The sequence below is a fragment of the Chitinophaga sp. genome (genome assembly GCF_039596455.1).
GTDB lineage: Bacteria > Bacteroidota > Bacteroidia > Chitinophagales > Chitinophagaceae > Chitinophaga.
In genome coordinates, this window is sequence record NZ_JBCNJR010000003.1 from 240,768 (window position 1) to 266,383 (window position 25,616).

The 25,616-nt window shown below is 53.2% G+C and carries 22 protein-coding genes; 8 read left to right on the plus strand and 14 right to left on the minus strand.

Annotation, left to right across the window (positions count from 1 at the left end; all coding sequences use genetic code 11):
• The first annotated feature begins 86 nt into the window (after positions 1 to 86).
• On the plus strand, positions 87 to 2,018 hold the full coding sequence (locus ABDW36_RS13750) for an arginine--tRNA ligase (RefSeq protein ID WP_343702485.1): 1,932 nt from the start codon (positions 87 to 89) through the stop codon (positions 2,016 to 2,018).
• Positions 2,019 to 2,023: 5 nt separating this feature from the next.
• Here ABDW36_RS13750 and ABDW36_RS13755 read toward each other — a convergent pair whose 3' ends face one another.
• The 3 genes from ABDW36_RS13755 to lepB form a co-directional block, all read right to left on the minus strand.
• Positions 2,024 to 3,067 (minus strand): tetratricopeptide repeat protein, encoded by a 1,044-nt coding sequence (locus ABDW36_RS13755; RefSeq protein ID WP_343702486.1) that lies wholly within the window; start codon positions 3,065 to 3,067, stop codon positions 2,024 to 2,026.
• Between the two features lie 156 nt (positions 3,068 to 3,223).
• The gene (locus tag ABDW36_RS13760; protein WP_343702487.1) at positions 3,224 to 3,709 is read right to left on the minus strand and encodes a cytidine deaminase; all 486 of its coding nucleotides are present in this window, start codon (positions 3,707 to 3,709) and stop codon (positions 3,224 to 3,226) included.
• A gap of 98 nt (positions 3,710 to 3,807) precedes the next feature.
• Positions 3,808 to 4,983 carry a signal peptidase I gene (lepB, locus tag ABDW36_RS13765; RefSeq protein WP_343702488.1) on the minus strand — a complete coding sequence of 392 codons (1,176 nt, stop codon included), beginning with the start codon at positions 4,981 to 4,983 and terminating at the stop codon, positions 3,808 to 3,810.
• A 164-nt stretch (positions 4,984 to 5,147) separates the two neighbouring features.
• On the opposite strand from lepB, the gene ABDW36_RS13770 reads away from it, so the two are divergent.
• Entirely contained in the window at positions 5,148 to 6,041 is an 894-nt protein-coding gene (locus tag ABDW36_RS13770; RefSeq protein WP_343702489.1) for a MerR family transcriptional regulator, read from the plus strand.
• Here the strand turns inward: ABDW36_RS13770 and ABDW36_RS13775 are convergent.
• From ABDW36_RS13775 to ABDW36_RS13785, 3 genes are read right to left on the minus strand one after another with little or no spacing between them, the layout of a single operon-like run.
• Positions 6,036 to 6,686, minus strand: coding sequence for an alpha/beta hydrolase (locus ABDW36_RS13775; protein WP_343702490.1), 651 nt, complete (start codon positions 6,684 to 6,686; stop codon positions 6,036 to 6,038). The two genes, ABDW36_RS13770 and ABDW36_RS13775, sit on opposite strands and share 6 nt — an antisense overlap.
• Positions 6,679 to 6,855, minus strand: coding sequence for a helix-turn-helix domain-containing protein (locus ABDW36_RS13780; protein WP_343702491.1), 177 nt, complete (start codon positions 6,853 to 6,855; stop codon positions 6,679 to 6,681). The genes ABDW36_RS13775 and ABDW36_RS13780 overlap by 8 nt, the downstream gene beginning before the upstream one ends.
• A 14-nt stretch (positions 6,856 to 6,869) precedes the next feature.
• A complete protein-coding gene (locus ABDW36_RS13785; RefSeq protein WP_343702492.1) occupies positions 6,870 to 8,054 on the minus strand; it encodes a sigma-54 dependent transcriptional regulator in 1,185 nt (394 codons plus the stop codon).
• 195 nt (positions 8,055 to 8,249) lie between these two features.
• Between ABDW36_RS13785 and ABDW36_RS13790 the strand changes: the two genes are divergently transcribed.
• Complete coding sequence (locus ABDW36_RS13790; protein ID WP_343702493.1) at positions 8,250 to 9,050, plus strand: serine O-acetyltransferase; 801 nt, start codon at positions 8,250 to 8,252, stop codon at positions 9,048 to 9,050.
• 33 nt (positions 9,051 to 9,083) lie between these two features.
• The gene (cysM, locus tag ABDW36_RS13795; RefSeq protein ID WP_343702494.1) at positions 9,084 to 9,968 is read left to right on the plus strand and encodes a cysteine synthase CysM; all 885 of its coding nucleotides are present in this window, start codon (positions 9,084 to 9,086) and stop codon (positions 9,966 to 9,968) included.
• A 3-nt stretch (positions 9,969 to 9,971) separates the two neighbouring features.
• On the opposite strand, the gene ABDW36_RS13800 is transcribed toward cysM, so the two are convergent.
• The 3 genes from ABDW36_RS13800 to ABDW36_RS13810 all read right to left on the minus strand — a co-directional run bounded on the left by ABDW36_RS13800 (position 9,972) and on the right by ABDW36_RS13810 (position 13,664).
• Positions 9,972 to 11,339 (minus strand): TlpA disulfide reductase family protein, encoded by a 1,368-nt coding sequence (locus ABDW36_RS13800; RefSeq protein WP_343702495.1) that lies wholly within the window; start codon positions 11,337 to 11,339, stop codon positions 9,972 to 9,974.
• Between the two features lie 80 nt (positions 11,340 to 11,419).
• Positions 11,420 to 12,403 carry a pyruvate dehydrogenase complex E1 component subunit beta gene (locus ABDW36_RS13805; RefSeq protein ID WP_343702496.1) on the minus strand — a complete coding sequence of 328 codons (984 nt, stop codon included), beginning with the start codon at positions 12,401 to 12,403 and terminating at the stop codon, positions 11,420 to 11,422.
• A gap of 88 nt (positions 12,404 to 12,491) precedes the next feature.
• Positions 12,492 to 13,664 carry an acetyl-CoA C-acyltransferase gene (locus ABDW36_RS13810; protein WP_343702497.1) on the minus strand — a complete coding sequence of 391 codons (1,173 nt, stop codon included), beginning with the start codon at positions 13,662 to 13,664 and terminating at the stop codon, positions 12,492 to 12,494.
• A 149-nt stretch (positions 13,665 to 13,813) separates the two neighbouring features.
• Here ABDW36_RS13810 and dnaG point away from each other — a divergent pair, with 149 nt between their 5' ends.
• A complete protein-coding gene (dnaG, locus tag ABDW36_RS13815; RefSeq protein WP_343702498.1) occupies positions 13,814 to 15,799 on the plus strand; it encodes a DNA primase in 1,986 nt (661 codons plus the stop codon).
• Here the strand turns inward: dnaG and folA are convergent.
• Both folA and ABDW36_RS13825 read right to left on the minus strand, forming a co-directional pair.
• Entirely contained in the window at positions 15,792 to 16,295 is a 504-nt protein-coding gene (gene folA, locus ABDW36_RS13820; RefSeq protein WP_343702499.1) for a type 3 dihydrofolate reductase, read from the minus strand. The genes dnaG and folA overlap by 8 nt on opposite strands.
• The gene (locus ABDW36_RS13825; RefSeq protein WP_343702500.1) at positions 16,292 to 17,086 is read right to left on the minus strand and encodes a thymidylate synthase; all 795 of its coding nucleotides are present in this window, start codon (positions 17,084 to 17,086) and stop codon (positions 16,292 to 16,294) included. The genes folA and ABDW36_RS13825 overlap by 4 nt, the downstream gene beginning before the upstream one ends.
• A gap of 464 nt (positions 17,087 to 17,550) precedes the next feature.
• On the opposite strand from ABDW36_RS13825, the gene ABDW36_RS13830 reads away from it, so the two are divergent.
• Both ABDW36_RS13830 and ABDW36_RS13835 read left to right on the plus strand, forming a co-directional pair.
• Positions 17,551 to 20,517, plus strand: a complete 2,967-nt coding sequence (locus tag ABDW36_RS13830; protein ID WP_343702501.1) for a SusC/RagA family TonB-linked outer membrane protein — start codon at positions 17,551 to 17,553, stop codon at positions 20,515 to 20,517.
• Between the two features lie 23 nt (positions 20,518 to 20,540).
• The gene (locus ABDW36_RS13835) at positions 20,541 to 21,830 is read left to right on the plus strand and encodes a RagB/SusD family nutrient uptake outer membrane protein (RefSeq protein WP_343702502.1); all 1,290 of its coding nucleotides are present in this window, start codon (positions 20,541 to 20,543) and stop codon (positions 21,828 to 21,830) included.
• A 54-nt stretch (positions 21,831 to 21,884) separates the two neighbouring features.
• On the opposite strand, the gene ABDW36_RS13840 is transcribed toward ABDW36_RS13835, so the two are convergent.
• Positions 21,885 to 23,063 (minus strand): proline dehydrogenase family protein, encoded by a 1,179-nt coding sequence (locus ABDW36_RS13840; RefSeq protein ID WP_343702503.1) that lies wholly within the window; start codon positions 23,061 to 23,063, stop codon positions 21,885 to 21,887.
• Between the two features lie 207 nt (positions 23,064 to 23,270).
• On the opposite strand from ABDW36_RS13840, the gene ABDW36_RS13845 reads away from it, so the two are divergent.
• Positions 23,271 to 24,056 carry a FecR domain-containing protein gene (locus tag ABDW36_RS13845; RefSeq protein ID WP_343702504.1) on the plus strand — a complete coding sequence of 262 codons (786 nt, stop codon included), beginning with the start codon at positions 23,271 to 23,273 and terminating at the stop codon, positions 24,054 to 24,056.
• Between the two features lie 74 nt (positions 24,057 to 24,130).
• Here ABDW36_RS13845 and ABDW36_RS13850 read toward each other — a convergent pair whose 3' ends face one another.
• On the minus strand, positions 24,131 to 24,469 hold the full coding sequence (locus tag ABDW36_RS13850; RefSeq protein WP_343702505.1) for a hypothetical protein: 339 nt from the start codon (positions 24,467 to 24,469) through the stop codon (positions 24,131 to 24,133).
• Between the two features lie 57 nt (positions 24,470 to 24,526).
• Positions 24,527 to 25,510, minus strand: coding sequence for a sugar phosphate isomerase/epimerase family protein (locus tag ABDW36_RS13855; RefSeq protein ID WP_343702506.1), 984 nt, complete (start codon positions 25,508 to 25,510; stop codon positions 24,527 to 24,529).
• Positions 25,511 to 25,616 lie beyond the last annotated feature (106 nt).

The window sequence follows — 25,616 nt, forward strand, 5'->3', positions numbered from 1 at the left end:
TTTACGAAAAATAGCGGGAGCAGCCTTTAAAGGGGTGTTAAATTAGGCTTAATAAAATTACCTTTGCCCTCTAAGATCAATCCAGTATGAGTGTAGTTTCTGCCATCAAGAACGCCGCTGCTGCGGCAATACAGGCCCTTTACCAACAGCCTTTCACTGCTGCGGACATTGCGGTTAACACTACCAAGCCCGAATTTGAGGGAGAATATACCATCGTTGTTTTTCCATTTACAAAGTTCAGCCGCCAGAAGCCGGAAGAAACCGGGCAGGCGCTGGGAGCCTGGCTCACCGCCAATCATGCAGCACTGGTTACCGGCTTCAATGTGGTGAAAGGGTTCCTTAACCTGCAGGTAAACCACCAATACTGGGTCCGCTTTGTACAGCAGGCGCATGCCAGCCAGCACATAGGCCAGAAGCCGGCAAACGGTCGCAAGGTGATGATAGAGTACTCCTCTCCCAACACCAATAAGCCGCTGCACCTCGGCCACCTCAGGAATAACTTCCTTGGCTACTCGGTAGCGGAAATTTTCAAGGCCAACGGTTTTGAAGTGATCAAGGCCAACCTGGTGAACGACCGCGGCATTCATATCTGTAAATCCATGCTGGCATGGCAGCTGTTTGCACATGGAGATACACCGGCCACTACCGGTATCAAGGGAGACCACCTGGTAGGCGACTACTATGTGCACTTTGAGACCATTCTCAAGGAACAGGCGGAGCCCATTATTTCAGATGTGCTGGAAGGTGAGTTCAAGGATTTTGAAGGGGCGGAAAAAGAAAGGATCATCAAACTATACAACGCGCTGCAGAAGCCTGAAGTACAGGCAGACGAAGAGAAAAGCACGAAAATAAAGGACGAGATCAAGGAGATAAGCCGCAACCGCACGGAAATTATGCAGCAGGCCAAGATCATGCTGCAGCAATGGGAAGCCGGCAACCCCGACGTAAGGGCCCTTTGGCAGACCATGAACAGCTGGGTGTACGAAGGCTTTGACGAAACCTACCGCCGCCTGGGCATAGACTTTGACAAGATGTACTATGAAAGCCAGACCTACCTGCTGGGTAAAGACCTGGTAGAGGAAGGCCTGCGCAAAGGCGTGCTGTTCCGCAAGGAAGATAACTCCGTATGGATAGACCTCACCGCAGACGGGCTGGACGAAAAGCTGCTGCTGCGCGGAGACGGCACCTCCGTATACATGACGCAAGACCTGGGCACCGCCCGCCTCAAGTATGACGATTACCACATGGAACAAAGCGTGTACGTGGTGGCGGACGAACAGAACTATCACTTCAAGGTGCTGAAGCTCATTCTTGAAAAATTGCAGGAGCCTTGTGCAGATGGTATTTATCATCTTTCCTACGGCATGGTAGAGCTGCCCCACGGGCGCATGAAAAGCCGCGAAGGCACCGTGGTGGATGCGGATGACCTGGTAGACGAAATGATTGCTACCGCCGCCGCCAACACGGAAGAGCTGGGCAAGGTGAAAGGCTTTTCAGAAGAAGAGCTGCGGGAGCTGAATGAAACCATTGGCCTGGGCGCTATGAAGTTCTTCCTCCTGAAAGTAGACCCGAAGAAAAAAATGATCTTCAACCCGGAAGAGTCTATAGACATGCATGGCTTCACCGGCCCTTTCATACAGTACAGCTACGCGCGCATCAAATCCATCATGCGCGAGTTTTCCACGGCAGACCTGGCCGCACTGGCAGATTATATGCACGAAGAGGCGCTGCTGCCCATGGAAAAAGAGCTGATCATGCTCTGCGAACAGTTTGACAGCATCATAGAAGAGGCCCAGCGTGAAATGAGCCCCTCTGTAATTGCCAACTATGCCTTTTTGCTGGCGCAAACCTTTAATTCTTTCTACGCCAAAAAGGAACAGGGCAAATACATTTATTCTGTAAGAGATGCGGAATCTGACAGCAAGCGGAAACTGCGTTTGCAGATTGCGTCACTCACGGCCAGCACTATCAGGCAAAGCATGAAGATGCTGGGCATTGCGGTGCCGGAGCGGATGTAGTTCCGTCAGTTCGAGATTTTCAATGCCTGATCGCAGATGGCCTGCCCTTTTGCCAGTTCCCCACAGCCCATGTAAGATTTTCCCAGCATGAACATGGCGAAGGCGTTCTGCGGCTGCATCACCAGTATTTTGTTCCATTGCGTAGCGGCTTGCCGGTAGTCTTGCTTGTTGTAGCAGGCGTTGGCCAGGCTCAGCATTATCTGTATGTCTTTCGGTCTTAAGCTGAGAGCAGTTTGCAGGTGTTGGATGGCATTGTCATAGTCGGCCTGTCTGAGGTGGGCCATTCCCAGGTTCAAATAAAGATCCGCATCTACCGGGCGGCCAGACCTGGCTGCCTGCTCAAATGCCCCGGCGGCGTTTTTGTAGTTTTTCATATTAAAATACATCATTCCCAGTTCGTAATATACCTCACGCGGGTTGCTGCCCGCTTTCAGTGATTCTTCGTAGTATTGAACGCTTTTCTGATAATTTTCCAGTTGTGCATAAAGGCGGGCCAGCCGGCACAGTTCCTCCCCTTCCAGCTTTTTCTCCCGGTGTGCTTTTTCCAGCGCCTGCACCGCTTCTGCGGGGTGGTCCAGGAAACCGTAGCTGAGGCCGATGATGCGGTGCATATGCGGCTCTCCCAGCTCCTGCGCGCGGAAAGCGCAGGTCAGCGCGTCTTCCCAGGCCTGCTGTTCATAATGCAGGGCAGCCAGCATGGCCAGGGCCTCCCTTTGTGCAGGGAACTGGCGTAACAGGGTTTGTAACTGCTGTTTGGCGGGTTCCGGCTGTTGTTGCTGCTGGTAAAGCGCTGCCAGGGCAAGGTAGGCGTCTGTATAAAGCGGGTTCTCCCTGATGGCGGCCTCATAATGCTGCTGCGCCTCATCCAGCCGCCCGCTTCGCTGCATACGGCGGCCCTCACGGAACAGCTGCCGGGCAGGGTTGCCGGGGGCCTCTCCCAATAATTCATCTCCTCCCTTAAAAATCATAAAAGAATTAGCCTGTGCGGGAGGCGCGGTACAAACCGGCGCCAGCAGGCTGGTATTCAGCAGGATAAGGTATAGGTTCATAGTTGGCAGCGCATTAGCGCCACACAAATATAAAAAAAGATAATTTATACAAAAGAATTATTTCTCATATGGGAAGCTGCATTTTGGGGCGCATGGATATCCCGGAGAACGGTCGGGAAGGAGAACAGACAGGAAAACGCCTCTCTTTCCAGGCTCCTATTTCATATTCTCAGAAGAAAAAGACAGCGGCAGCAGCAAAACCGCATCTGGTATTACAATCACTTTTCCGCTGAGGCCGCCCAGCACCAGGCGGATGGGCGCTTTGAAGCGCTGCTGGTACTCTGCCAGCGTTTGGCGGCAAATACCACAGGGAGTAATGGGGTGCTGGCTGGGCCCCAGTTCGTTATCATAGCTGACGGCCAGTGTTTCAACCGCTACGCCGGGGTATAGTGAAGAAGCGGCGGAGAGGGCCGTGCGCTCCGCGCAGATGCCTACGGGATAAGACGCGTTTTCCTGGTTGGCGCCCGTTATCCGCTGGCCGTTAGCCAGTTGCAACGCAGCGCCCACCCGGAAACGGGAGTACGGGGCGTAAGCCTGCCGTGCGGCATCTTTTGCGGCCTGCAGCAACGAAGCGTCTGCCGGGCCCAGGTCGGCAGCACTGGCGTATTCCTCATAGCTGAACTGTTGGGTATTGATTTTCATACTGCTGGTATTAAAAAGGCCGGGAGCAGGCATGCTGCTTTCCGAAGATAAGGAATTTCAGCATGGCTGCTCCCGGCGGGGAAGGCGGGCCCTCCTTATTATTTGATGGTCCTGAACAAACGGCTCCAGCGGATGCCGCCCTTGCCGTAGCTCATCCAGATGAGCCAGGCCTTGCCCACTACGTGGTCTTCAGGAACAAAGCCCCAGTAGCGGGAGTCCAGGGAGTGATGGCGGTTATCCCCCATCATCCAGTAATAGTTCATTTTGAAAGTGTACTGGTCTGTAGGCGTGCCGTTGATCACAAAGCGGCCGTCTTTGGTTTCCAGCGTGTTCTCTTCATAAACGGCAATAATACGGCGGTACAGCTCAATATTGCTGCTGTCAAGCTTCACCGTGGCGCCCTTTTTGGGCACATAGATGGGCCCGAAATTGTCTACCGTGTATTTGTAGTACGCGGTATCCTGCGGCCATACGCCGTCTTCGTTGCTGTCAACAAAAGGTTCTACAGCGCCGTTCACGGCTTCCAGCTGTTTCACAGAGGTTACTTCAGAGGGTGTCAGGTTATAGCTGATCTTGCCGGAAACCCTTACTTCGGGCACGTCTTCGATATTCATTTCCTCCAGCCGCATATGGTTCAGGCGGTCTCCCGTAGTAGTGGTTACATGGTACAGGCGCTCGCTGGCGGGCGGGGGTGTTTCGGGCACACCGTTCACCACCACTATGCCTTCGCGCACGGCCAGGGTATCTCCGGCAATGGCCACACAGCGTTTAATATAGTTCTCCCGTTTGTCTACCGGGCGGGAGATCACTTTATACTGGCTCCATACCTGGTCACGGCCCATGCGGCGTACCAGGTCATAATAACTCTCGTCTGACCGCTCCAGGGCCACCGTGTCTCCCTCCGGAAAGTTGAACACTACCACATCGTTCCGCTTTATTTCGCTGAAACCGGGAATGCGCCTGTATTTCCATTGTACTGCCTCAGAGTAGGCCTTGGTATATTTGGTAAGCGGAAGCGTATGATGTGTAAAAGGCACGGCCAGCGGTGTCATAGGGATGCGGGGGCCGTAGCTAACTTTGCTGACAAACAGGAAATCGTTTACCAGCAAGGTTTTTTCCATGGAAGGTGTAGGGATGGTATATGCTTCAAAAATGAAGGTCCGAATCAGCGTTGCCGCAATCACCGCGAAGATTGCCGCATCGAGCCACTCCCGTAATGCGGATTTCTTCTTCTTCGGCTGACCGTCCTTCTTCTTCCAAAATGCCAGGTTCATGCTGTTCTTTTTAGTTGTTTAAGGAACAAATATAATATTCTGTTAATTGTAAGCCAGAAAACGGCTACAAAAGTTTTCTTAAAAAAATCCCACATAAGTTCCCGGAAACTACTGGAGCAGGATGCAACTTTTTTCTATTTTTGTTTAATCTGCAATCCGGAACATTGAACAGTTTCACCATAAAAGACATCGAAAGCCTCACCGGTATCAAGGCGCATACCATCCGCATATGGGAGCAACGGTACAAACTGCTGCGGCCCAAGCGCAAGGATACCAACCACCGCGTTTACAGCAATGCCGAACTGAAACACATGCTCCGCATAGCTTACCTGTACCGCCACGGCTACAAGATATCCAAAATTGCGGTGATGACGGAAGAGGAGATCCGCCGGCAGTCCCTGGACGAAGCGGGCCAGAAAGGCCCTCACCTGCAGCAGGTGTACGTGAACCAGCTGGTGGAGGCCATGATAGATTTTGACCAGGTAAGGTTTGAGAAAATATTTCATAACACCTTGCTGCGCATGGGTTTTGAGCAGGCCATGCTGAAGGTGATATATCCTTACCTTGAAAAAGTAGGCCTCCTGTGGCTGGCAGACTGTGTAATACCGGCGCAGGAGCATTTTGCCTCCAATATTATCCGTAAAAAGCTGATGGTAGCCATAGACGGGCTGGACATGCCGCCGGAAGACGGGGAAAAGTTCCTGCTGTTCCTCCCGGAGGGTGAGTTCCATGAAATTCCCCTGCTCTTTGCCCAATACCTCATGAAAAAACACGGCTGCGCGGTGGTCAACTTCGGGGCCAACGTGCCGCTGGAAGACCTCCGGTTTTATGTAGAACGCAAGCGGGTAGACCATGTGTACACGCACATCATCACCAACTTTCCCCAAAAAACGCTGGATCATCTCGTTAAAGACCTGGGCAAACACTTCCCTTCCGTTCCCGTCACCATATCAGGCCCGCAGGTATCCCGCATTACAGCTTCCCTTCCCGCCAACATCATGTTGCTGAACACGTTGACGGAAATGGTAGACTTTGCGCGGCGCAAGGTGATGTTATAATTCTCTTTCCAAAATGCGGCTGATCTCTGCCGCGCGGTTCATAACCATGAAGTGGCCGCCGTTCACAATAGTGTGGGTGGGGTTTACATACCGGCGGGGAAAAGGCCTGTCTGCACTGCCGTGAATATGCACATAATGCCGCGGCACCCATTCGTTCTGCCATTGCAGGATGGCATTGAGCGCCCAGCGCATGTAGGAAAAGTCTTTTTTCTGCATGTAGTCCCGCAGCAGCGCCAGCTCTTCTTCTGTTTTGCTTTGCATGAAAAGGCGCACAATGTATTGCCGCCGCTGGAAAAGGATACGGTCAGGCAGCCGGCGCAGCAGCATACGGGCCAGGCCGTTATAATAAGGGGGCAGTTCCTGTTTCTGTTTTACGGAAGATAATAATACCACCCTTTCCACCGGAATATGGCGGGCCATTTCAATGCTCATCATACCGCCAAAAGAAAGGCCCAGCAGCACGGGGTTAGGGTGAAGGATGCGCCGCGCCATGCGGGCCGCATACTCTTCAATGGGTTCTGCCGGCGTCAGCGGCTGTATCCAGGGTAGAAAGTGGGTTTCATACCCGGCGGGGAACTCCAGCCGGCTGAATACTCTTTCATCTGCACCAAGGCCACTGATCAGGTAAATGTGTTTGTTATTCATCTTCTGCCGCTTTGCGGATACCGTACCGCTCCATCTTGTTATAGAGGTGGCTCCGCTGTATATCAAGCTCCTGCGCTGTTCTGGACACGTTCCAGCTGTTTTTGTTCAGCATGAACTCAATGAAGATCTTTTCTACTTCGTCCCTGAAATCGTGCAGGCGCGTCAGCACCAGCAGCTCGTCATTCAGGAAGTGACTTTTTTTTTGTCGTGGTTAGGCACCACGTAATTCTCTACATCATCTGCCGTAATGGTTTTGCCGGAGAGGATCACCAGCCTTTCCACCACGTTGCGCAGCTCGCGGATGTTGCCCGTCCACTGATGCGCCTGCAGTGCCTTGATGGCGTCTTTATCAACCCCCTTGCGGGCCGTGCCGTATTCGCTGCAAACGGAATCCAGGAAATGGTCTACCAGCAGGGGAATATCTTCTTTCCGGTCATTGAGAGAAGGCACGTGAATGAGTATGACGCTCAGGCGGTGGTACAGGTCAAGGCGGAAGTTCTTTTCCTCCACTTCTTTCAGCAGGTCTTTATTGGTAGCCGCAACTACGCGTACGTCTACACTGATCTCCTTGTCTCCCCCCACGCGGGTGATCTTGCCTTCCTGCAGGGCGCGCAGCACTTTGGCCTGCGCGGAGAGGCTCATGTCACCGATCTCGTCCAGGAACAGCGTGCCGCCGGAGGCCTGTTCAAACTTGCCGATGCGTTGTTTTACGGCGGAGGTGAAAGAACCTTTTTCGTGGCCGAAAAGCTCGCTTTCTATCAGTTCGCTGGGAATGGCCGCGCAGTTCACTTCCACCAGCGGGCCGGAGGCACGGTTGCTGTACTCGTGTATCCAGCGGGCCACCAGCTCTTTGCCGGCGCCGTTATCGCCCGTTACCAGCACGCGGGCGTCTGTGGGCGCTACCTTGTGGATGGTGTCTTTTATTTTCAGGATGGGGGCAGATTCCCCTATCATGTCTGGCGTTTTGTTCACCTTTTTGCGCAGCACTTTGGCTTCCGCCACCAGGGTGGTTTTGTCAAGCGCGTTGCGCAGGGTGATGAGCAGCCTGTTCAGGTCAGGCGGTTTGGAAATGTAGTCGTACGCTCCTTTTTTCACCGCTTCCACGGCCGTATCTATATTGCCGTGGCCGCTCACCATAATGATCGGCACGTCTGCGTTGATCTCTTTTGCTTTCTCGAGAAACTCCAGGCCATCCATCTTCGGCATCTTGATGTCGCACAGCACAGCATCATAGGCTTTGCCCTGGTACATTTTGAACCCTTCCGCCCCGTCTGCCGCCTCATCTATCTTGTAGCCCTCGTAGGTCAGGATCTCTGACAGCGTTTTCCGGATGCTTTTTTCGTCGTCAATAATCAGGATATTGGCCATAGGTTGTCTATTATTTTAAACAGTGCCAAAATTAAGAAAAAGAAGCCAACCACCGCCGGCCGCCTTAAAATACTCCCGTATAATTGCAGTAAGAATGAATAATTTGTGTACTGTAAAAGCTTTGCCGCTAAACAGTCTACTAATTATACCGGTTTTATATGTAATTTTAGCCCGTTGAGGTAACTATTCACATTTATGAAAAAATTGCTGGAACAACTGAAATTGCGGCATGCGGCTGCAGCTGCCAATGCCTATCCTTCATCGGAGCAGGTATGGGCCTTTTGCAGGGACCTGGTGAACTGGTTGTTCCCGGAACATACCGGCAGGGTGATGAGCGGGGCGGAACTGGAACTGTACGCCACGCAGCTGGAAGACAGGCTGAAAGACCTGCTGACGCCCATGGAGGGCAGCCTTCCCCAGCCGGCTGCTGCTACGGCACGCCTTTTTATGGAGCAGGTGCCGGGCATTTACACCAATCTTACCAAAGATGCGGAGGCTATTTTGCAGGGAGACCCTGCGGCCACCTGCCTGTATGAGGTGATACGTGCCTATCCCGGCTTTTACGCCATTGCCGCCTACCGCGTAGCGCACGGCCTGCATACGCTGGGCGTGCCCCTGCTGCCCCGGGTGATCACAGAATTTGCGCATGACCGCACGGGCATAGACATTCACCCCGCAGCCCAGATTGCGCCGTATTTCTGCATAGACCACGGCACCGGCGTGGTAATTGGCGAAACAACCGTAATTGGCCCGCATGTGAAGATATACCAGGGCGTAACCCTGGGCGCGCTGAGCATTGACAAAACCATGGCCATGAACAAACGCCACCCCACCATAGAAGAGCATGTAGTGATCTACGCGGGCGCCACCATATTGGGTGGAGACACCGTAATAGGCCACCACAGCATTATTGGGGGTAACGTATGGCTGATCAAATCCACAGAACCGTATTCCCGCATCTATTACAAGGCAGACGGCAGCATCAAGGTGGTATGACTTTTTTTGAACGAAATATTTTATGACCAAACGATGAAAACAGTACTGGACCTGGTGGGCAATACCCCTATGGTGGCCCTGCAACGCATACCTGAAAACCCGAACGTTACCATTTACGCCAAGCTGGAAGGCACCAACCCAGGCGGCAGCGTAAAAGACCGCGCCGCCTACGGCATGATCAAGGGGGCGCTTGACCGCGGGGAGCTGAAACCCGGCATCAAGCTGATAGAGGCCACCAGCGGCAATACAGGCATAGCCCTGGCCATGATAGCCAAACTGTTCAACGTTGACATAGAGCTGGTTATGCCGGAAGACGCCACCCGCGAGCGGGTGCTGACCATGGAAGCCTTTGGCGCTAAAGTGATACTCACGCCCAAAGAGCAGAGCATGGAAGGCGCTATCGACTATGCCCACGCGCAGGTGGCCAAAGGCGGTTATCACATGCTGAACCAGTTTGCCAACCCTGACAACTACGGCATGCACTACCGCACCACCGGCCCGGAAATATGGCGGGATACCGGCAAAAGCGTCACCCATTTTGTATCCGCCATGGGCACCACCGGCACCATCATGGGCGTAAGCCGTTACCTGAAGGAAGTGAACCCCTCCATCCAGATTGTTGGTTGCCAGCCTACAGACGGCTCCAGGATACCCGGTATCCGCAAATGGCCGGAAGCCTACCTGCCCAAAATATTTGAAAAACACCGCGTAGACCGCACCATGGACATTTCTGAAGAAGAAGCCCGCACCATGACGCGGCGGCTGGCCAAAGAAGAGGCCATTTTCTGCGGCATGAGCAGCGGCGGGGCCGTTGCGGCGGCGGTGAGAGTGGCCCGGGAGCTAAAGCACGGCGTGATTGTCTGCATTATTTGCGACCGGGGAGACCGGTACCTGAGCAGCGACCTGTTTGGGGAATAACCGTTAATCAGCCAGTTTTCGCAGTATTTCCTCCACCCTTTCATCTGAAGGGCCGGGCGCATTTTGATGTACCACCTTTCCCTCCCTGTCTGCCACCAGGTAATGAGGCACGCCCTGCAGCCGGTACGTTTCCCGCAGTGCATCATATTCCGCCTGGGTCAGCAGAAAGTGCTCGCCCCGTATGTCCATTTTTGATACTACAGATTTCCAGGTTTTCTCCGGGGAGCCCACGCAGAGATAAACAAACACCACGCTGTCTTTTTCCAGGCGCTGGCGCAGCTGCTGGGAGGCAGGCATTTCCTCCCGGCAAGGCACGCACCAGGTGGCCCAAACATCCACATATACTGCCTTCCCGGCATAAGGAGCTATAAATTTCTGCAGAACGGAGTCTGCCGTCATTCCAGGTGTTTCCATCCGTTTTGCCTCTGCAAGAGAAGCGCCACGGCCTTCATTGTCAGCTGCGTCTTTATATGCCTGCCGCACATACCCGCTAAAAACCGGGTGGGTGAGCATGCGTTTAATTCTGGCCACATCCGGTTTCAGTACAAGACCCATCAGCGCTTCTTTCAACGCATAGACATATCGGGTCAGCATCATGTCACGCATGATGCCGGCCGGCAGCGACTCGCAGTACGTAACAAAATTACGCCCGTGGTTAATCACTTTCCATAGCTGATAGTTGCTGTATTCATCCACAAAGCTGCTGCGGGAAATGGAGAGGATATTTTCCGGCCGGGCGGCCAGCGGCTCCACGGCGTCAAACCAGTTACCTGGCACCTTATAATCTTTAAAAGACGCATACCGCAACAGCTGGTCTCCCACCTCATACCGCAGGCTCTGCCATGCCCATTGGCGCAACAGCGTATCCGGTTGTTCCACCCGGATGAATGCGGCCAGCACAGCACTGTCGCGCACAAACCGGCTCTGCAGGAATGTTTTTACCGGGGCCGCGCTGCTATCCGGAATATACCGGTTTAACTCCCTGCCGCGGTCATACACATCCGGGCCGAACAGTTGCAGGCGGTATGCCTGCAACTGTTCGTTGGCCCTGGCGCGTGCGCCGGCAAAACGAAGACTATCACCATTGGCAGCCACTTCCAGCGTATCTCCCGGAACAAGCAGCAGCGCCGTCCATTTCTTGCCGTAGTGGAAAAACACCTCGCCAGGCATCAGTTGCGTGAACGAAATAACCATGGCATTACCTTGTTTCTTTGCCTTGTGCTCCACTGCCTCACCGGTAACGGGGTCATAAGCAACGATGAATATTTTGCCGGGAGATTCGCGGAACACAGTTTTCACGACAGTTGCAGGCTGCGCGGACAGGGTATAAACGGGCAACAGCAACAGAAAGAGCAGGCGGATGGAACGCATAGGGAGATTTTAGTACCCCAATATAAAAAATAAAGCCCGCTTCTCTACGAAGCGGGCTTTTATACTTCCTGACCGGGTAGTTATTTTTTCATGTACATCACCTCTTTCACCAGCTTCACTGTTCTTTCCACATCGGGCAGGTACAGTTTCACCAGGTTGGGCGCGTAGTGCATGGGCGCGTCTGCAGCGGTGATGCGGCGGATGGGCGCGTCCAGGTAATCAAATCCTTCTTTCTGGATGCGATAGGAAATTTCGGAAGACACGCTGGAGAACGGCCATTGTTCTTCCACTATCACCAGGCGGTTGGTCTTTTTCACAGATTCCAGGATGGTGAACCAGTCCAGCGGACGGATGGTGCGGAGGTCTATCACCTCGGCCTCAATGCCTTCCTTGGCCAGCTCTTCTGCGGCGCCCAGCGCTACTTTCATCATTTTGTTAAAAGAAACGATGGTAACGTCTTTACCGGCGCGTTTGATATCGGCCTTGCCGATGGGGATGATGTATTCCTCTTCGGGCACTTCACCCATATCTCCGTACATCTGCTCGCTTTCCATGAAAACCACCGGATCATCATCACGGATGGCGGCTTTCAGGAGGCCTTTGGCATCGTAAGGGTTGGATACGGAAATCACTTTAAGACCCGGGATGTTGGCATAATAACTTTCAAATGCGGTAGAGTGCTGCGCGCCCAATTGACCGGCAGAGCCGTTAGGCCCGCGGAACACGATGGGGCAGCCTACCTGCCCACCGCTCATGGCCAGCATTTTGGAGGCGGTATTGAGTATCTGGTCAAGCGCCAGTACAGCAAAGTTCCAGGTCATAAATTCCAGTACGGGACGGAGGCCGTTCTGTGCAGCGCCCACGCCTATGGCGGTAAAGCCCAGCTCTGCGATAGGGGTGTCTATTATTCGGCGCGGGCCAAACTCATCGAGCATTCCCTGGCTAACTTTGTACGCTCCGTTGTACTCTGCCACTTCCTCTCCCATCAGGAATACCCGCTCGTCGCGGCGCATTTCTTCCTGCATGGCTTCTCTTAAGGCTTGTCTGAAGGCTATCTGACGCATTTGAATCTTTAATATATTTTGAACATTACACCCCTTTCTCAAAAAAGGCAGGGCAAAAATATCGTTTGTTGGTGAAAAAGCAAAGCATTTACATTTTCTCTATTACCATGGCGCTGGCCCCCCCGCCCCCGTTGCAGATGCCGGCCACGCCGTAGCGGCCGTTCTCCCGGTGCAGGATGGACGTCAAAGTAACCATAATTCTGGCCCCGCTGCAACCAATGGGATGCCCCAGGGCCACCGCGCCGCCCCAGATGTTGAGCGTGCCGGGTTTTACGCCCAGGTCTTTCTCATTGGCCAGCGCCACACAGGAAAAAGCCTCATTGATCTCCGTAAAGTCCATATCCGCCATGCCCAGGCCGGCTTTTTTCAAGGCTTTGTTCACCGCCTTCACGGGGGTGGTGGTAAACCACTCCGGCGCCTGTGATGCGTCTGCAAAGCTGATGATCTTTGCCAGCGGCTTCAGCCCCAGCTCCTTCAGCTTCTCACCGCTCACCAGCACCACGGCCGCCGCCCCATCGTTGATCTTGGACGCGTTGGCCGCCGTAATGGTGCCGTCTTTCTGGAAGGCCGGCTTCAGCGTGGGCAGTTTCTCAAAGTTCACTTTTTTGAACTCTTCGTCTTCGCTCACCGTAGTTACCTGCCTGCCGGGTATTTCCACCGGCACTATTTCGCCCTGGAAATATCCTTTCTCATAAGCTTCCGCGGCCCTTTTATAGCTCTGAACCGCAAAATTATCCTGGTCTTCCCGGCTGATCTTGTACTCCGCCGCGCAGATCTCGGCCGCGTTACCCATATGAAAATCTTTATAGGGGTCCCACAGCCCGTCACGGATAATGCCGTCAATCACGGCCCCATGCCCCAGGCGGTAGCCGCTGCGGGCCTTGTCAAGGTAGTAGGGAATATTGCTCATGCTTTCCATGCCGCCGGCCACCACCACGTCATTGTCTCCCAGCAGAATGCTCTGGGCGCCCAGCATAATGGCTTTCATGCCGGAAGCACATACCTTGTTCACCGTAGTGCAGGGCACGGTATTGGGCAGACCGGCGTACAGGCTGGCCTGGTTAGCCGGCGCCTGGCCGGCGTTGGCGCTGATCACATTGCCCATGTATACTTCCTGCACCTGTTCCGGGCTTACGCCCGCCCTTTCCAGCGCGGCCTTGATCACCGTGGCCCCCAGCTGTGTGACGGGCACGGCGGCCAGGGCGCCGCCGAGGCTACCAATAGGCGTTCTGGCGGTGGATACTATGAATACTTCTTTCATCCGTTTCGTTTGTTTTGTGTTTTGGTGTTTTTCCCTTTGCCGGGAATCTCCAAATTTAGGCAATTGTTGCTCCGGCGCCAAAAGATGAAACCGGCGCCTCCCTATTCCGCATTTTGTACTATGTTTGCCAATGGTAAACCCGTGAACATTTGATTTCCCAGAACACCATACAGCAGATACTCAACAGGATAGATATTGTTGAAATAGTTGGCTCTTTCGTAAAACTGAAAAAAAGGGGGGCCAACTACCTGGGCCTGTGCCCTTTTCACAATGAAAAGTCGCCCTCCTTCACCGTATCCGGCACCAAGGAGATCTACAAGTGTTTTGGCTGCGGCAAAAGCGGCAACACCATCAACTTCCTCATGGAGCACGAAAAGTACTCCTATGTTGAAGCCCTCCGCTGGCTGGCCCAGAAATACAACGTGGAAATAGAGGAAAAGGAGGTTAGCCCGGAGGTAAAGGCCCAGCAGCAGCTGGCAGACAGCCTTTTTATCATCAACAACTTTGCGCGTGACTATTTCGTCAATACCCTGCATGAATCGGAAGAGGGCCAGAACGTAGGCCTGAGCTATTTTGAAGAAAGGGGCTTTACGGAAGAAACGGTGCGCAAGTTCCAGCTGGGTTACTGCCTCAACGAACGGGACGCTTTCGTGAAAGCCGCGCTCGCCAAAGGCTACAACCAGGAATACCTGCTCAAAACAGGCCTGGTGGCCATGCGTAATGAACAGCCGGCAGATAACTACCGTGGCCGCGTCATTTTCCCCATCCACAACCAGAGCGGGAAAGTGCTGGGCTTCGGCGCCCGCATACTGGTAAAGAGCGACCGGGCGCCCAAATACATCAACTCCCCTGAAAACGAGATATACGTCAAAAGCAAGGTGCTATATGGCACCTACTTTGCCCGCCATTCCATAGACAAGCTGGACGAGTGCCTGCTGGTGGAAGGTTATACGGACGTAGTATCCCTCCACCAGGCTGGCATTGAGAACGTGGTAGCCTCCAGCGGTACCTCTCTCACCACTGACCAGCTCCGCCTCATCAAAAAATACACCCGCAACCTCACCATCCTCTATGACGGGGACAATGCCGGCGTAAAAGCTGCGCTGCGCGGGCTGGACATGGCCATTGAAGAAGGCCTCAACGTAAAGCTGGCCCTCATCCCCGACAAGGAAGACCCTGACAGCTATGTGCGCAAAATAGGCGCCGAAGGTTTCCGGCAGTTCATTGCAGAGAACAAGCAGGATTTCATCCTCTTCAAGCTGCAGGTATCCCTGAAGGAGGCCGGTAATGATACCACCCGCAAGTCCCAACTGGTGAACGAAATTGCGGAAACCATTGCCCGGATAGACAAGGTGGAAGATTTCACCAAACAGCAGGATTACATCCGCCAGTGCAGCCAGTTGCTGAAGATTGATGAGGAAGGTATGGTAACGCTGGTGAACAAATACATCCGTGACCGCATCAACAAACAGGTTACCCAGCAGCAAAACAGGCAACAGCAGGCCCGGCAGGGAGAAGAAGACGGCCCTTCCCTGGCGGAGATGTACCCGGAGTATTTTGAAGAAGGCGTTACAGACGCCCCCCCTTCAGACAATCTTTTCAACAGAGACGAAAAGCAGGAAAGGGAACTGGTGAAGATATTGCTGCGCTTTGGCGATAAAATATTCAATGAAGAAAATAACAACACGGTAGCAGACTATATCTTCCACCTGCCCTACGATTTTGAGTCGCTGGCAGACAGCGAGATCGTGAAAAAGATACTGCGGGAATACAAAGCGGGGTACGACCAGGGGAACGTGCTGGATAAAAAGTGGTTCCTCTACCACCAGGATGCAGAAATAGCCCAGCACGTGGCCCAGATACTGGAAGACAAGGAAGCCGAACTAAGCCACAACTGGCAGGAGCGCTTCGAGATCAAAACCGTGTACGGTGACGATGCCTATCTGAAAGACACCCTCTCCACCACCAACTACCTCATACTGCGCAAGATCAAAAAGCTGATCGTTGAAAACCAGCAGGAAATGGAACGGCAAACAGATATGGAAGAAATGATGAAATGCCTGGAAATGCACCAGCACCTGAAGCAGCTGGAACGCGAGCTGACGCAGCAGCTGGGGATGGTGATATTTAAGTAGCCGGCTGCCTCCGCTCCCACCGCTCAAACGTATACCCGTACGCGTGCTTCTCATCCGCCTCATGCGGCTCGCTATGCACCCTCACCCATTCTTCCGGGCTCAGCTCCGGGAAAAACGCGTCCCCTTGCAGCGTAGCATGCACACGCGTAAGATAGATGCGGTTCACCAGCGGAAAGGCCTGCAGGAATATTTCCGTGCCCCCCGTAATGAATATCTCGTTCACATCCTGCTCTTCCGCGGCCTTGATGGCGGCGTCTATAGAGGTCACCACTGTAATGCCGGGGCGGCTGTAGTCAGCCTGGCGGGTGATCACGATATTTTGCCGGCCCTTGAGCGGGCGGCCCATAGATTCAAAGGTTTTGCGGCCCATGATGATGGGGAACCCCCACGTGGTATTCTTGAAAAACTGCAGGTCTGCCGGCAGGTTCCAAGGCAGGCGGTTTTCAATGCCTATCACGTTGTTTTCCGATGCAGCTACTATGATGGAAATGGTCATACCGCAACGGGGGCTTTAATATGAGGATGGAACTCGTAGTGTTCCAGCGTAAAATCTTCGTACTGGAAGCTGAAAATGTCTTTCACGGCCGGGTTCAGCTTCATGACCGGCAGGGGGTACGGCTGGCGGCTGAGCTGCAGCTTGGCCTGCTCTATATGATTGCTGTACAAGTGTACGTCTCCGAAGCTGTGAATGAACTCACCCGGCTCCAGGCCGCATACCTGTGCTATCATGAGGGTGAGCAGCGCGTACGAAGCGATATTGAAAGGTACGCCCAGGAACACGTCTGCGCTGCGCTGGTACAGCTGGCAGCTCAGGCGGCCGTTGGCCACGTAGAACTGGAAGAGGCAATGGCAGGGGCTGAGGGCCATCTGCGGCAGGTCTGCCACATTCCACGCGCTGACAATGAGGCGGCGGGAATCAGGGTTCTTTTTGATCTGCTCCACCACGTCCCGCACCTGGTCAAAGGTCTGGCCGTTGGCCCCTTCCCAGCTGCGCCATTGTTTACCGTATACCGGGCCCAGGTTGCCTTGCCCGTCTGCCCATTCATCCCATATCTTCACGCCGTGCTCCTGCAGGTATTTCACATTGGTGTCTCCGTTCAGGAACCAGAGCAGCTCGTAAATAATAGATTTCAGGTGCAGCTTCTTGGTGGTAACGAGGGGAAATCCTTTCTGCAGGTCAAAACGCATCTGGTAACCGAAGCAGCTGCGCGTACCAGTGCCGGTACGGTCAGTTTTTTCCGCCCCGTTATCCATTATATGTTGCAATAAATCAAGGTATTGTTGCATAACCCTGCAAGTTACAGGTAAAACGCCATACTGCCTAGCAGCGTCTGAAAATGTGGATTTCGCGTGGATTTCGCAGTATTAATAATATAACGAAAAGCACGATAATAAACAAATCTGATTTCCATCAAATTTGCTTAATCTGCGGTATTCCAGAACAGTGAGTTTGAAAAACCCAAAACTGATTAACATCAACCAAAATCTAAAACGGCATCAATCCAAAATCAACGGCAACGTCATTCCATGAGGCACTACATATCTTAAGCGGAAAAACTGTTACAGCAAATCGGACCTCATACAAACCCCGGCTCTATTCAACGCACCCTGGCGGATGACACTGCGTAAACGTAAAATTTTATCAACCTCTAAATCTTTTCTTATGCAGATCTGATCTATGCAGCAGCCCGTACGGCTGTGCTGCGTTTCACCATTCAACCTTCATTTTATCACCTCTAAATCGCCAGAACATGTATCTGATCAAAAACTGGACGCTGCTGCTATTATTGATATGCAGCGCACTCACGGCTGCCGCCCAGCAAAAGGTAACCGGCCGGGTTACTGACGCCGCGGGCAACGGCATACCCGGTGTTACCGTGCGCATACAACAAAGCAACCGCGGCACCATTACTGACGTGAACGGCCGGTATTCCCTTGACGCGGCCGCCGGCAACACTCTCATCTTTTCGTTTACCGGCTACAAGTCTCACCAGGCTATAGTAAGCGGCACTGCTATGGACGTGCAACTGCAGGAAGACTACGCCAATCTTGACGAAGTGGTGATCACCGGCCTGGCCACCTCCGTAAAGCGGAGTAACCTGGCCAATGCCGTAGCCACCATATCCGCCAAAGAGCTGTACGGCGTGGCCCCTGCTCAAACCTTTGACGCCGCCCTCAGCGGCAAAATACCCGGTGCGCTCATCACCGCCAACTCCGGCGCCCCCGGTGGCGGTATTTCCGTGAAGATGCGCGGCATCACCTCTATTTTCGGCAACTCACAGCCGCTGTACGTAGTAGACGGCGTGTTCATCAGCAACATCAGCGTACCGGCGGGTCTGAATATTGTAACAGCCGCAGCATCGGCAGGCAACCCGCAGAACCAGGACAATCCCTCCAGCCGCGTAGCAGATATCAATCCAGACGATATTGAGAACATAGAAATTCTTAAAGGCGCTTCCGCCGCAGCCATCTACGGCTCCAAGGCCGCTGCCGGCGTGATCATCATCACCACCAAAAAAGGATCTTCACTGGGCAAAACTACCGTGCGGCTCATGCAAGACATCGGTTTTACCAAAGTGCGGAAGCTGCTGGGCATGCGCCGTTTCACGGAAGAAACCGCATTTGAAAAAGGCGGCGCTACCGACCGGGACCTGTTTATTGCCGCGCGTGACGCCGGCAAGCTGTACGACTATGAAAAAGAACTATACGGTGAAACCGGCCTCATTTCCAACACCGGCGTAAGCGTAAGCGGCGGTAATGAACGCACCGGCGTATATTTTTCCGCTAACCGCCGCAGTGAGGAAGGTATTATCAAAAACACCGGCTATCTCAACAACTCCGTTCGCCTGAATGTGGACCATAAGCTGAACGACCGCATCAGCGTAGGTATGCGGGCTACTTATATGAACACTTCCTCAGACCGTGGCCTCACCAACAACGACAACAATTCCGTTACCTACGGTGTAGCCCTTTCCAACACGCCGGAGTATGTTGAATTGCACCCTGACGCCCTGGGTAACTATCCCGCCAATCCCGCCGGCACCAACTTCATTGAAACCAGGGACAAACTGCGGAACAACGAAACAGTGAACCGCGTCATCACGGGCGGTGAGATGAAGGCCGTATTGCACGAGAACGATCAGACCAATACCAAACTGATTGTACGCGGCGGTATCGACTTCTTCAACCTGAAAACGGAGGCCATTTTTCCCAGAACGCTGCAGTTCATGAAAGGCGGCCTTAACGGCGTATCCATCCAGGGCAACACCAACAACCTGAACACCAACCTGATGGGCATACTCGTTAACTACATGGAAGCAAACCCCAACCTCAGCCTCACTACTTCCGTAGGCGCCACGCTTGAAACCAGCTATATGGACAACCTGATAGCTACCGCCACCAACCTGCTGCCGCAACAAACCAATGTAGACCAGGCTTCCAATTCACAACTGTCACAGTTCAGGCAGAAGTACCGCGACAATGGTATTTTCATCCAGGAAGACGTGCTGATCATGGATGCCATTACTGCCTCTGCCGGTGTGCGGTTTGACCGCTCCACCAACAACGGCAATTACAAAAAGTACTTTGTGCTGCCAAAAGCCTCCCTATCCTGGAACCTTGCGAAGATGGACTTCTGGAACATTCCCGCCATTAACAGCTTCAAGCTGCGCGCCGCCTATGGAGAAGCAGGCAACGTACCCCCGTATGGCGCAAAATTCCTGGCGCTCACGGCCAGCAATATTGGCGGTCAGCCCGGCTCCCTGGTAGATATACAGCTAGGTAACGAAGCTATTGAGCAGGAACGGCAAACGGAGCTGGAGGCCGGGCTTGACATCAGCTTCTTTAACGGCCGCCTCAGCCTGGAGGCCACCTATTACCAGAAAAAGATCAAAGACCTGCTGCTGCGCCGCTCCGTACCGCCTTCCAGCGGGTTTGCACAGCAGTGGGTGAACGGTGGCGATCTGCAGAATAAAGGCGTTGAGCTGAGCCTGAACGCCACGCCGGTAAACACCCGGAAGGTAAGATGGCAGTCTACCGTTAACTTCTGGAAAAATACTTCCGAAATAACCAGGCTAGACATACCTGCCTTTCCGCTGGGCGCATTCGGCAATTCGTTAGGCAACTTCCTCATCGAAGAAGGCAAATCCGCCACACAGATCATAGGCACCATAGGCACCGGTAAGGGCATTGGCGTATTAGGGAATTCGGAGCCGGACTTCCAGATGAGTTTTTTCAACGACCTGACGTTGTTTACCAACCTCAGCCTGCGGGTAATGATGCACTGGAAAAAAGGAGGAGACAATATCAACCTCACAGAATTTCTCTCTGACGCTGCCGCCACCTCTCATGATTATGACGATGATGATGACGGCAACGGCGTAAAGGACGGCCTGGACCGTATGAACGCCTTCGGCGCCGGTGAGGCCAGGTACTTTGTGCAGGACGCTTCATACTTCCGCATCCGGGAAATAGGGCTGTATTACAACATCCCCATCCCGCAAAACAGGATCATTTCTGCCGTTAACGTGGGCGTATCTGCCAACAACTGGTTCACTTTCACGAAGTACAGGAGTTACGATCCGGAGTCCTCCAACTTCGGGAGCAATACCATCTCCACCTCCACGTCTCGCGGCAGCACCGGCATATCCACGGGCGTGGAAGTAACGCCTTACCCGGCCTCCAAACGCGCCATGTTCCACCTGGGCATTACATTCTGATCACCCGCTTTAAAAAAGACATTATGAAACAATATAAATTCCTGCAGACCATTTTTCTCACCGGCGCTTTGCTGGCGGCCTGCCAGAAGGGAGAAATACCCAACCTGAACACGCCTGTGGCGGGCAGCACGGATTCCAAAGAGGAAATAGACAACCTTGTAACCGGCCTGGAATCCAGCATGCGCTTTACTTTGAACACATATTTTGATGCAGTGAGCATACTGGGCCGGGAAATTTACCGCTTCTCCAGCTCCGAACCCAGGTATGTAACGGAGCTAATGGGACAGGGCGAACTGAATAACAATACGTTCTATATCACCAACCCCTGGACCTCCCGTTACCGCGCCGTACGGCAGGGTAACACTATACTGGACGCAGCAGCCAATGCATCCTTCCTTACCGAAGAGCAAAAGAAGGGGTACAGTGGTTTTGTCAAAACGATAATGGCGCACCAGTTGCTGATGAACCTGACCCTGACCCACTCCAACGGCATCCGCACAGATGTAAAAAACCTCAGCCAGCTGGGGCCCATCAAACCGGCGGCGGAGGCTTTGGCAGACATTGCCGCCCTGCTGGATGAAGGCAAGGCAGACCTTACGGGCAGCGCTATTGACTTCCCGCTGTCTGACGGTTTTGCCAATTTTAAAACCCCTGCCGGCCTGCTGCGGTTCAACCGTGCATTGGCCGCGCGTGTGGCCGTGTACCGGCAGCAATGGGCAGCAGCGCTCACTGCACTGAACGAATCGTTCTTTGACCTGAACGGCCCGTTCAGCACCGGCATATACCACGTATTCAGCAACGCTTCGGGAGATCAGCTCAACAACCTGTTCCTTCCCCGGAATAATACCGGTGAAAGCCGGCTTGCGCACCCCTCTTACGCTACAGACATTACAGCCGGGGATGACCGCATTGGCAAAGCCGCGCTGCGCACTGACGCGGTAACCCTAAACGGCCTCACCTCCAACCGCGATGTATGGATCTATACCACCAACACCTCCCCCATTGCCATTATCCGCAATGAGGAGCTGATACTGATCTACGCGGAGGCCAAAATAAACCTGAACCAGTTTCCTGATGCCGTGGTGGCCATCAACCGTATCCGCACCGGGCATAACCTGCCGGTATACGTTGGCGCTATCAGCCAGGCTGCGCTGATCACGGAAATGCTGCGGCAAAGAAGGTACTCGCTGTTTGCGGAGGGGCACCGCTGGGTAGACATGCGGCGGTATGGGCGCCTGGCTGAGTTACCCAATACAAGGCCGAATGACAAGGTATGGGAGAATTTCCCTATTCCGTTGACGGAATCAAATTAGGCATGTTCAAAAAACGGGGCTGACCAGTATTTTCCTGGTCAGCCCCGTTTCGTTTTACAGCCCTCTCCGCTTCAGCTCTTCCCTGATCAGGCTCAGCTCCCGGCCCATCTGGCCAGCAATGGAAGTATTTTCCTGCGCACGGCGTATCAGGTAGGGCATTACGTCTTTCACCGGCCCGTAAGGCAGGTACTTTGACACGCGGTAACCCGCATGGGCCAGGTTGAACGTAATGTTGTCACTCATGCCGTATAATTGGGAGAAGCTTACCCTGTGGTGATTGTGGGGAATACCTTTGGCATGCAGCAGCTCAGCGGCCAGCATGCAACTATCTTCGTTATGGGTGCCAATGAACAGGGCCAGGTGGTCCAGCCGGTCAAGGCAAAAACGAACTGCGGCGTCATAGTCTTCATCTGCCGCGTCTTTATTGGGTTGTATAGGCGAGGTGTAATTTTCTTCTTCAGCGCGTTTCCTTTCTTTTTCCATGTACGCGCCGCGCACCAGTTTGGCGCCGAGCAGGTAGCCCGCGGCCTGCGCCTTATCAAATGATTTTTGAAGGAAATCCAGCCGGTCATGCCGGTATAGCTGGAACGTGTTGTAAACGATCACCTCCTGTTTGTTGAAGAGAGCCATCATCTCGTCTGCCAGGTCATCTACCGGCTGCTGCACCCAGCTTTCCTCCGCGTCTACCAGCACGGCCGTGTCTGCCTTGGCGGCGGCGGCGCAGATGGTATGGATGCGTTTGCGCACACGTTCAAATTCTTCCTGCTCTTCCGTGCTGAGCGCGGCGCCGCTGTGTATCTTTTCCAGCAACCCGAAACGGGCAAAACCGGTTACTTTAATGGCAATAAAAGGGATGTGGGGTTTGCCGGCGGCAGACTGGATGGCCCTTAAAAATTCAGGAACTGCGTTATCGTAATTATCTTCTCCTTCAACAGCTTCCACGCCATAGTCAAGCACTACGCCTACGCCGAATTTGCCCAGCGCTTCCGCCGCATGTACCGCCTCTTCGAGTGACTCACCGCCGCAGAACTGGTTGAAGATGGTGTTTTTGATAAGGCCTTTCACCGGCAGGTGCAGTTTGAAGGCCAGCGGAGTAACTATGGCTCCCAGCTTCACCAGCCAGGGCCTGCCAATGTTGCTGAACAGGAAATTGGCTCTCTTCAACGCTTTGTCAGACATGTGCTCAAAGGCAATGGCCGTATTCTCGAACGATAACGATAGTTGTTGCTCCATGGCGGGCAAAATTAAGGGGATGCCGGTATTCTAACAAAAAACAGCTTCATCTCATGATAATTCCCTGACATATATGTAATTTTCGATGGGGTGATTTTGCGAACTTTTTTTTATTATATTTATCCCCGGACAGCACAACAAATCTCTTTACGCCTAAACATGAGCGCAGCACAAAAGCAATTCAGACGGCCACGTTTTCCACTGTATATGAAAAAACGCCGCAACTGGCAACCGGTTGCGTTGGGTCTTATTTTGGCCATGCTCATTACCGCAGGTGCTTTGTATTACGCGGCAGGCCGCCACACCACGCCTTCCGTGCTGCTGGAGCCCGGCCAGCGTTATACCATGTACCAGTGCCCCTACGGCAAACGCAAGGCCGTTACCCTGGCAGACAGTACCGTGGTATTGCTCAACTCCCGCTCCCGGCTCTATGTGCCCGCAGGCTTCCCGCAAGCCCGCCGCGAGGTGATACTGGACGGGGAGGCTTTTTTTAATGTACGCCAGGCCCTTCCGCAACAGTTCACGCTTCATACAGACAAACTGAACATAACTTCCCCTTCCGGCAACTTCCGCATCCGCTCCCTGGAAAAACAGTCAGGCGCTACCATGTACCTGCTGGCCGGGAAAGCCAACGTGGGTAAATCTTACCATTCAGACACGGATAACGAGCGGGAGAACCTCTCCGCTGGAGAAATGATACTGGCCAATAAAGACATTGACCTGATGGAGAAAGAAACGTTCACTCTGGCCGAACAGCAGGATTGCCTGGAAGGAAAACTGGTGTTTGACAATACGCCGCTGCCTGCAGCGTTAAAGAAGATGGAAGACTGGTTTGGGGTGGAGGTGGAGCTGAAAGGCCGCAGCAGCAGTATATCAAAAGCTGTTTCAGGGGTGTTCCGTAATGATTCCCTGCAAGATATGCTGGCCACGCTGGGAGACAGCATCGGCTTTACCTACCGCATCACGCGTGACAAAGTGGTGATCAAATTCTGACAATTCCATATCCTGATACCATTAAGTTCAAAAAAAGCCGGCTGACGATCTGCAGCCGGCTTTTATTATTTTGTTCAGAACTCCCGTTCCTCCATGGGTAGCTTTTTGATGAACTCGTCAAACACATCGCCCTCATAATCACTATACGCGCCATAGGCGTTGATGATATAGCCGATGCTGCCGCTGGTATGCTCCAGCAGGTACAGCACCGCAGCATCTGAGGGGTTAGACTCGCCTTCAAACCGGTATGTGCGGATAATTTTCAGATCTTCCGCGCTGTATAAGGCCGTATGGTCAGCCAGGCTTTGCACGCGCCCATCTTCCAGCAGGCGGAATTCCGTGTCATATCCTCTTTCTTTCAATACTTCCAGCACGCCTGTAAGCGTGGTCATACCACCGGGATTTGTCTGCATAAGCTATGTATTTGATGATAGTCCAGAAAAAACAAAACGGGCAGCCTGTTTGTTCGGTCAGCCAAGTTCCGCGCCTACTTTTTTCAGCAGCTCCAGCGTTTTGCGAACGCCGGTGGCCTCATCGTCTTTCACGCCTTCGTACTCAATGCCGATGAAACCGGTGTAGCCCGCGTCTTTTACTATTTTGAGCATTTTGCGGTAGTCTGTTTCAATACAGTTGCCGTCCGCGTCAAAATCGTGCGTTTTGGCGCTTACGCCTTTGGCAAAAGGCATCAGTTCCGTTACGCCCTTATAGCGGTCATACTCTTCCAGGCATTTGGTGTTGTGCCATGCTTCCGGCGTATCGTTTTCCGGTTTGGAGCGGTTGATGCAGAAGTTGCCAAAGTCAGGCAACGTGCCGCAGCCGGGCTTGTTCACCCCTTTCATGACGTCGCTGAGCCAGATACCGTTGGAAGAATAGCTGCCGTGGTTCTCTACTATTACGCTGATATTGAAGTCTTTTGCAAAGTCTGTCAGCCTGCCCAGCCCGTCTATGGCGGCTTTCTGTACATCGGCGGCAGACCCGGAGCCGGCGGCGTTTACGCGGATAGCGTGGCAGCCCAGGAACTGGGCGGCTTCCACCCATTTATAGTGGTTCTCTACGGCCTGTGTACGTTTTTTATTGTCCAGGTCTCCCAGCTCTCCTTCACCGTCACACATAATGAGCACGCTGGTCACGCCATTGTCATCCGCACGCTTTTTCATGTCTGCGAGGTAGGTTTTGTCTTTCGCCTTGTCTTTAAAGAACTGGTTCACATATTCCACCCCGGTAATGCCGTAGTCTTGTTTGGCTTTCTGGGCAAAATCAAGATTGGTCATTTTCCCGGAGAAAAGGGCGTTATGGAAAGACCATTCCGCCAGTGATATTTTGAAGAACAGGTCTTTGGCGGTGCCTGCGCCGCCGGTGGTGTCTGTTTTGGCAGAATCTGCGCCGCCAGCGTTGCCTGCATTATTGCAGGCTGCCAGGAAGGCCGGGCCCAGCGTTGCACCTGCGGTGAACATACCAAGCTGGCGTAAAAAATGTCTACGGTTCGTGGATGATGACATTGGATTAAAAATTTGAAATGGGTAATGATTTGAATAACTGAGACGAATATACGCTTATCAC

Coding starts and splice junctions, on each gene's coding strand:
- lepB (WP_343702488.1), bottom strand. CDS start 4,983: ATGAACCTGGCATTTTGGAAGAAGAAGGACGGTCAGCCGAAGAAGAAG.
- ABDW36_RS13805 (WP_343702496.1), bottom strand. CDS start 12,403: ATGCGTCAGATAGCCTTCAGACAAGCCTTAAGAGAAGCCATGCAGGAA.
- ABDW36_RS13825 (WP_343702500.1), bottom strand. CDS start 17,086: ATGCAACAATACCTTGATTTATTGCAACATATAATGGATAACGGGGCG.
- ABDW36_RS13850 (WP_343702505.1), bottom strand. CDS start 24,469: ATGCAGACAAATCCCGGTGGTATGACCACGCTTACAGGCGTGCTGGAA.
- ABDW36_RS13790 (WP_343702493.1), top strand. CDS start 8,250: ATGAAAAAATTGCTGGAACAACTGAAATTGCGGCATGCGGCTGCAGCT.
- ABDW36_RS13830 (WP_343702501.1), top strand. CDS start 17,551: ATGTATCTGATCAAAAACTGGACGCTGCTGCTATTATTGATATGCAGC.
- ABDW36_RS13760 (WP_343702487.1), bottom strand. CDS start 3,709: ATGAAAATCAATACCCAACAGTTCAGCTATGAGGAATACGCCAGTGCT.
- ABDW36_RS13775 (WP_343702490.1), bottom strand. CDS start 6,686: ATGAATAACAAACACATTTACCTGATCAGTGGCCTTGGTGCAGATGAA.
- ABDW36_RS13755 (WP_343702486.1), bottom strand. CDS start 3,067: ATGAACCTATACCTTATCCTGCTGAATACCAGCCTGCTGGCGCCGGTT.
- ABDW36_RS13785 (WP_343702492.1), bottom strand. CDS start 8,054: ATGGCCAATATCCTGATTATTGACGACGAAAAAAGCATCCGGAAAACG.
- ABDW36_RS13810 (WP_343702497.1), bottom strand. CDS start 13,664: ATGAAAGAAGTATTCATAGTATCCACCGCCAGAACGCCTATTGGTAGC.
- ABDW36_RS13835 (WP_343702502.1), top strand. CDS start 20,541: ATGAAACAATATAAATTCCTGCAGACCATTTTTCTCACCGGCGCTTTG.
- ABDW36_RS13750 (WP_343702485.1), top strand. CDS start 87: ATGAGTGTAGTTTCTGCCATCAAGAACGCCGCTGCTGCGGCAATACAG.
- ABDW36_RS13840 (WP_343702503.1), bottom strand. CDS start 23,063: ATGGAGCAACAACTATCGTTATCGTTCGAGAATACGGCCATTGCCTTT.
- folA (WP_343702499.1), bottom strand. CDS start 16,295: ATGACCATTTCCATCATAGTAGCTGCATCGGAAAACAACGTGATAGGC.
- ABDW36_RS13845 (WP_343702504.1), top strand. CDS start 23,271: ATGAAAAAACGCCGCAACTGGCAACCGGTTGCGTTGGGTCTTATTTTG.
- ABDW36_RS13800 (WP_343702495.1), bottom strand. CDS start 11,339: ATGCGTTCCATCCGCCTGCTCTTTCTGTTGCTGTTGCCCGTTTATACC.
- ABDW36_RS13855 (WP_343702506.1), bottom strand. CDS start 25,510: ATGTTCACCGCAGGTGCAACGCTGGGCCCGGCCTTCCTGGCAGCCTGC.
- cysM (WP_343702494.1), top strand. CDS start 9,084: ATGAAAACAGTACTGGACCTGGTGGGCAATACCCCTATGGTGGCCCTG.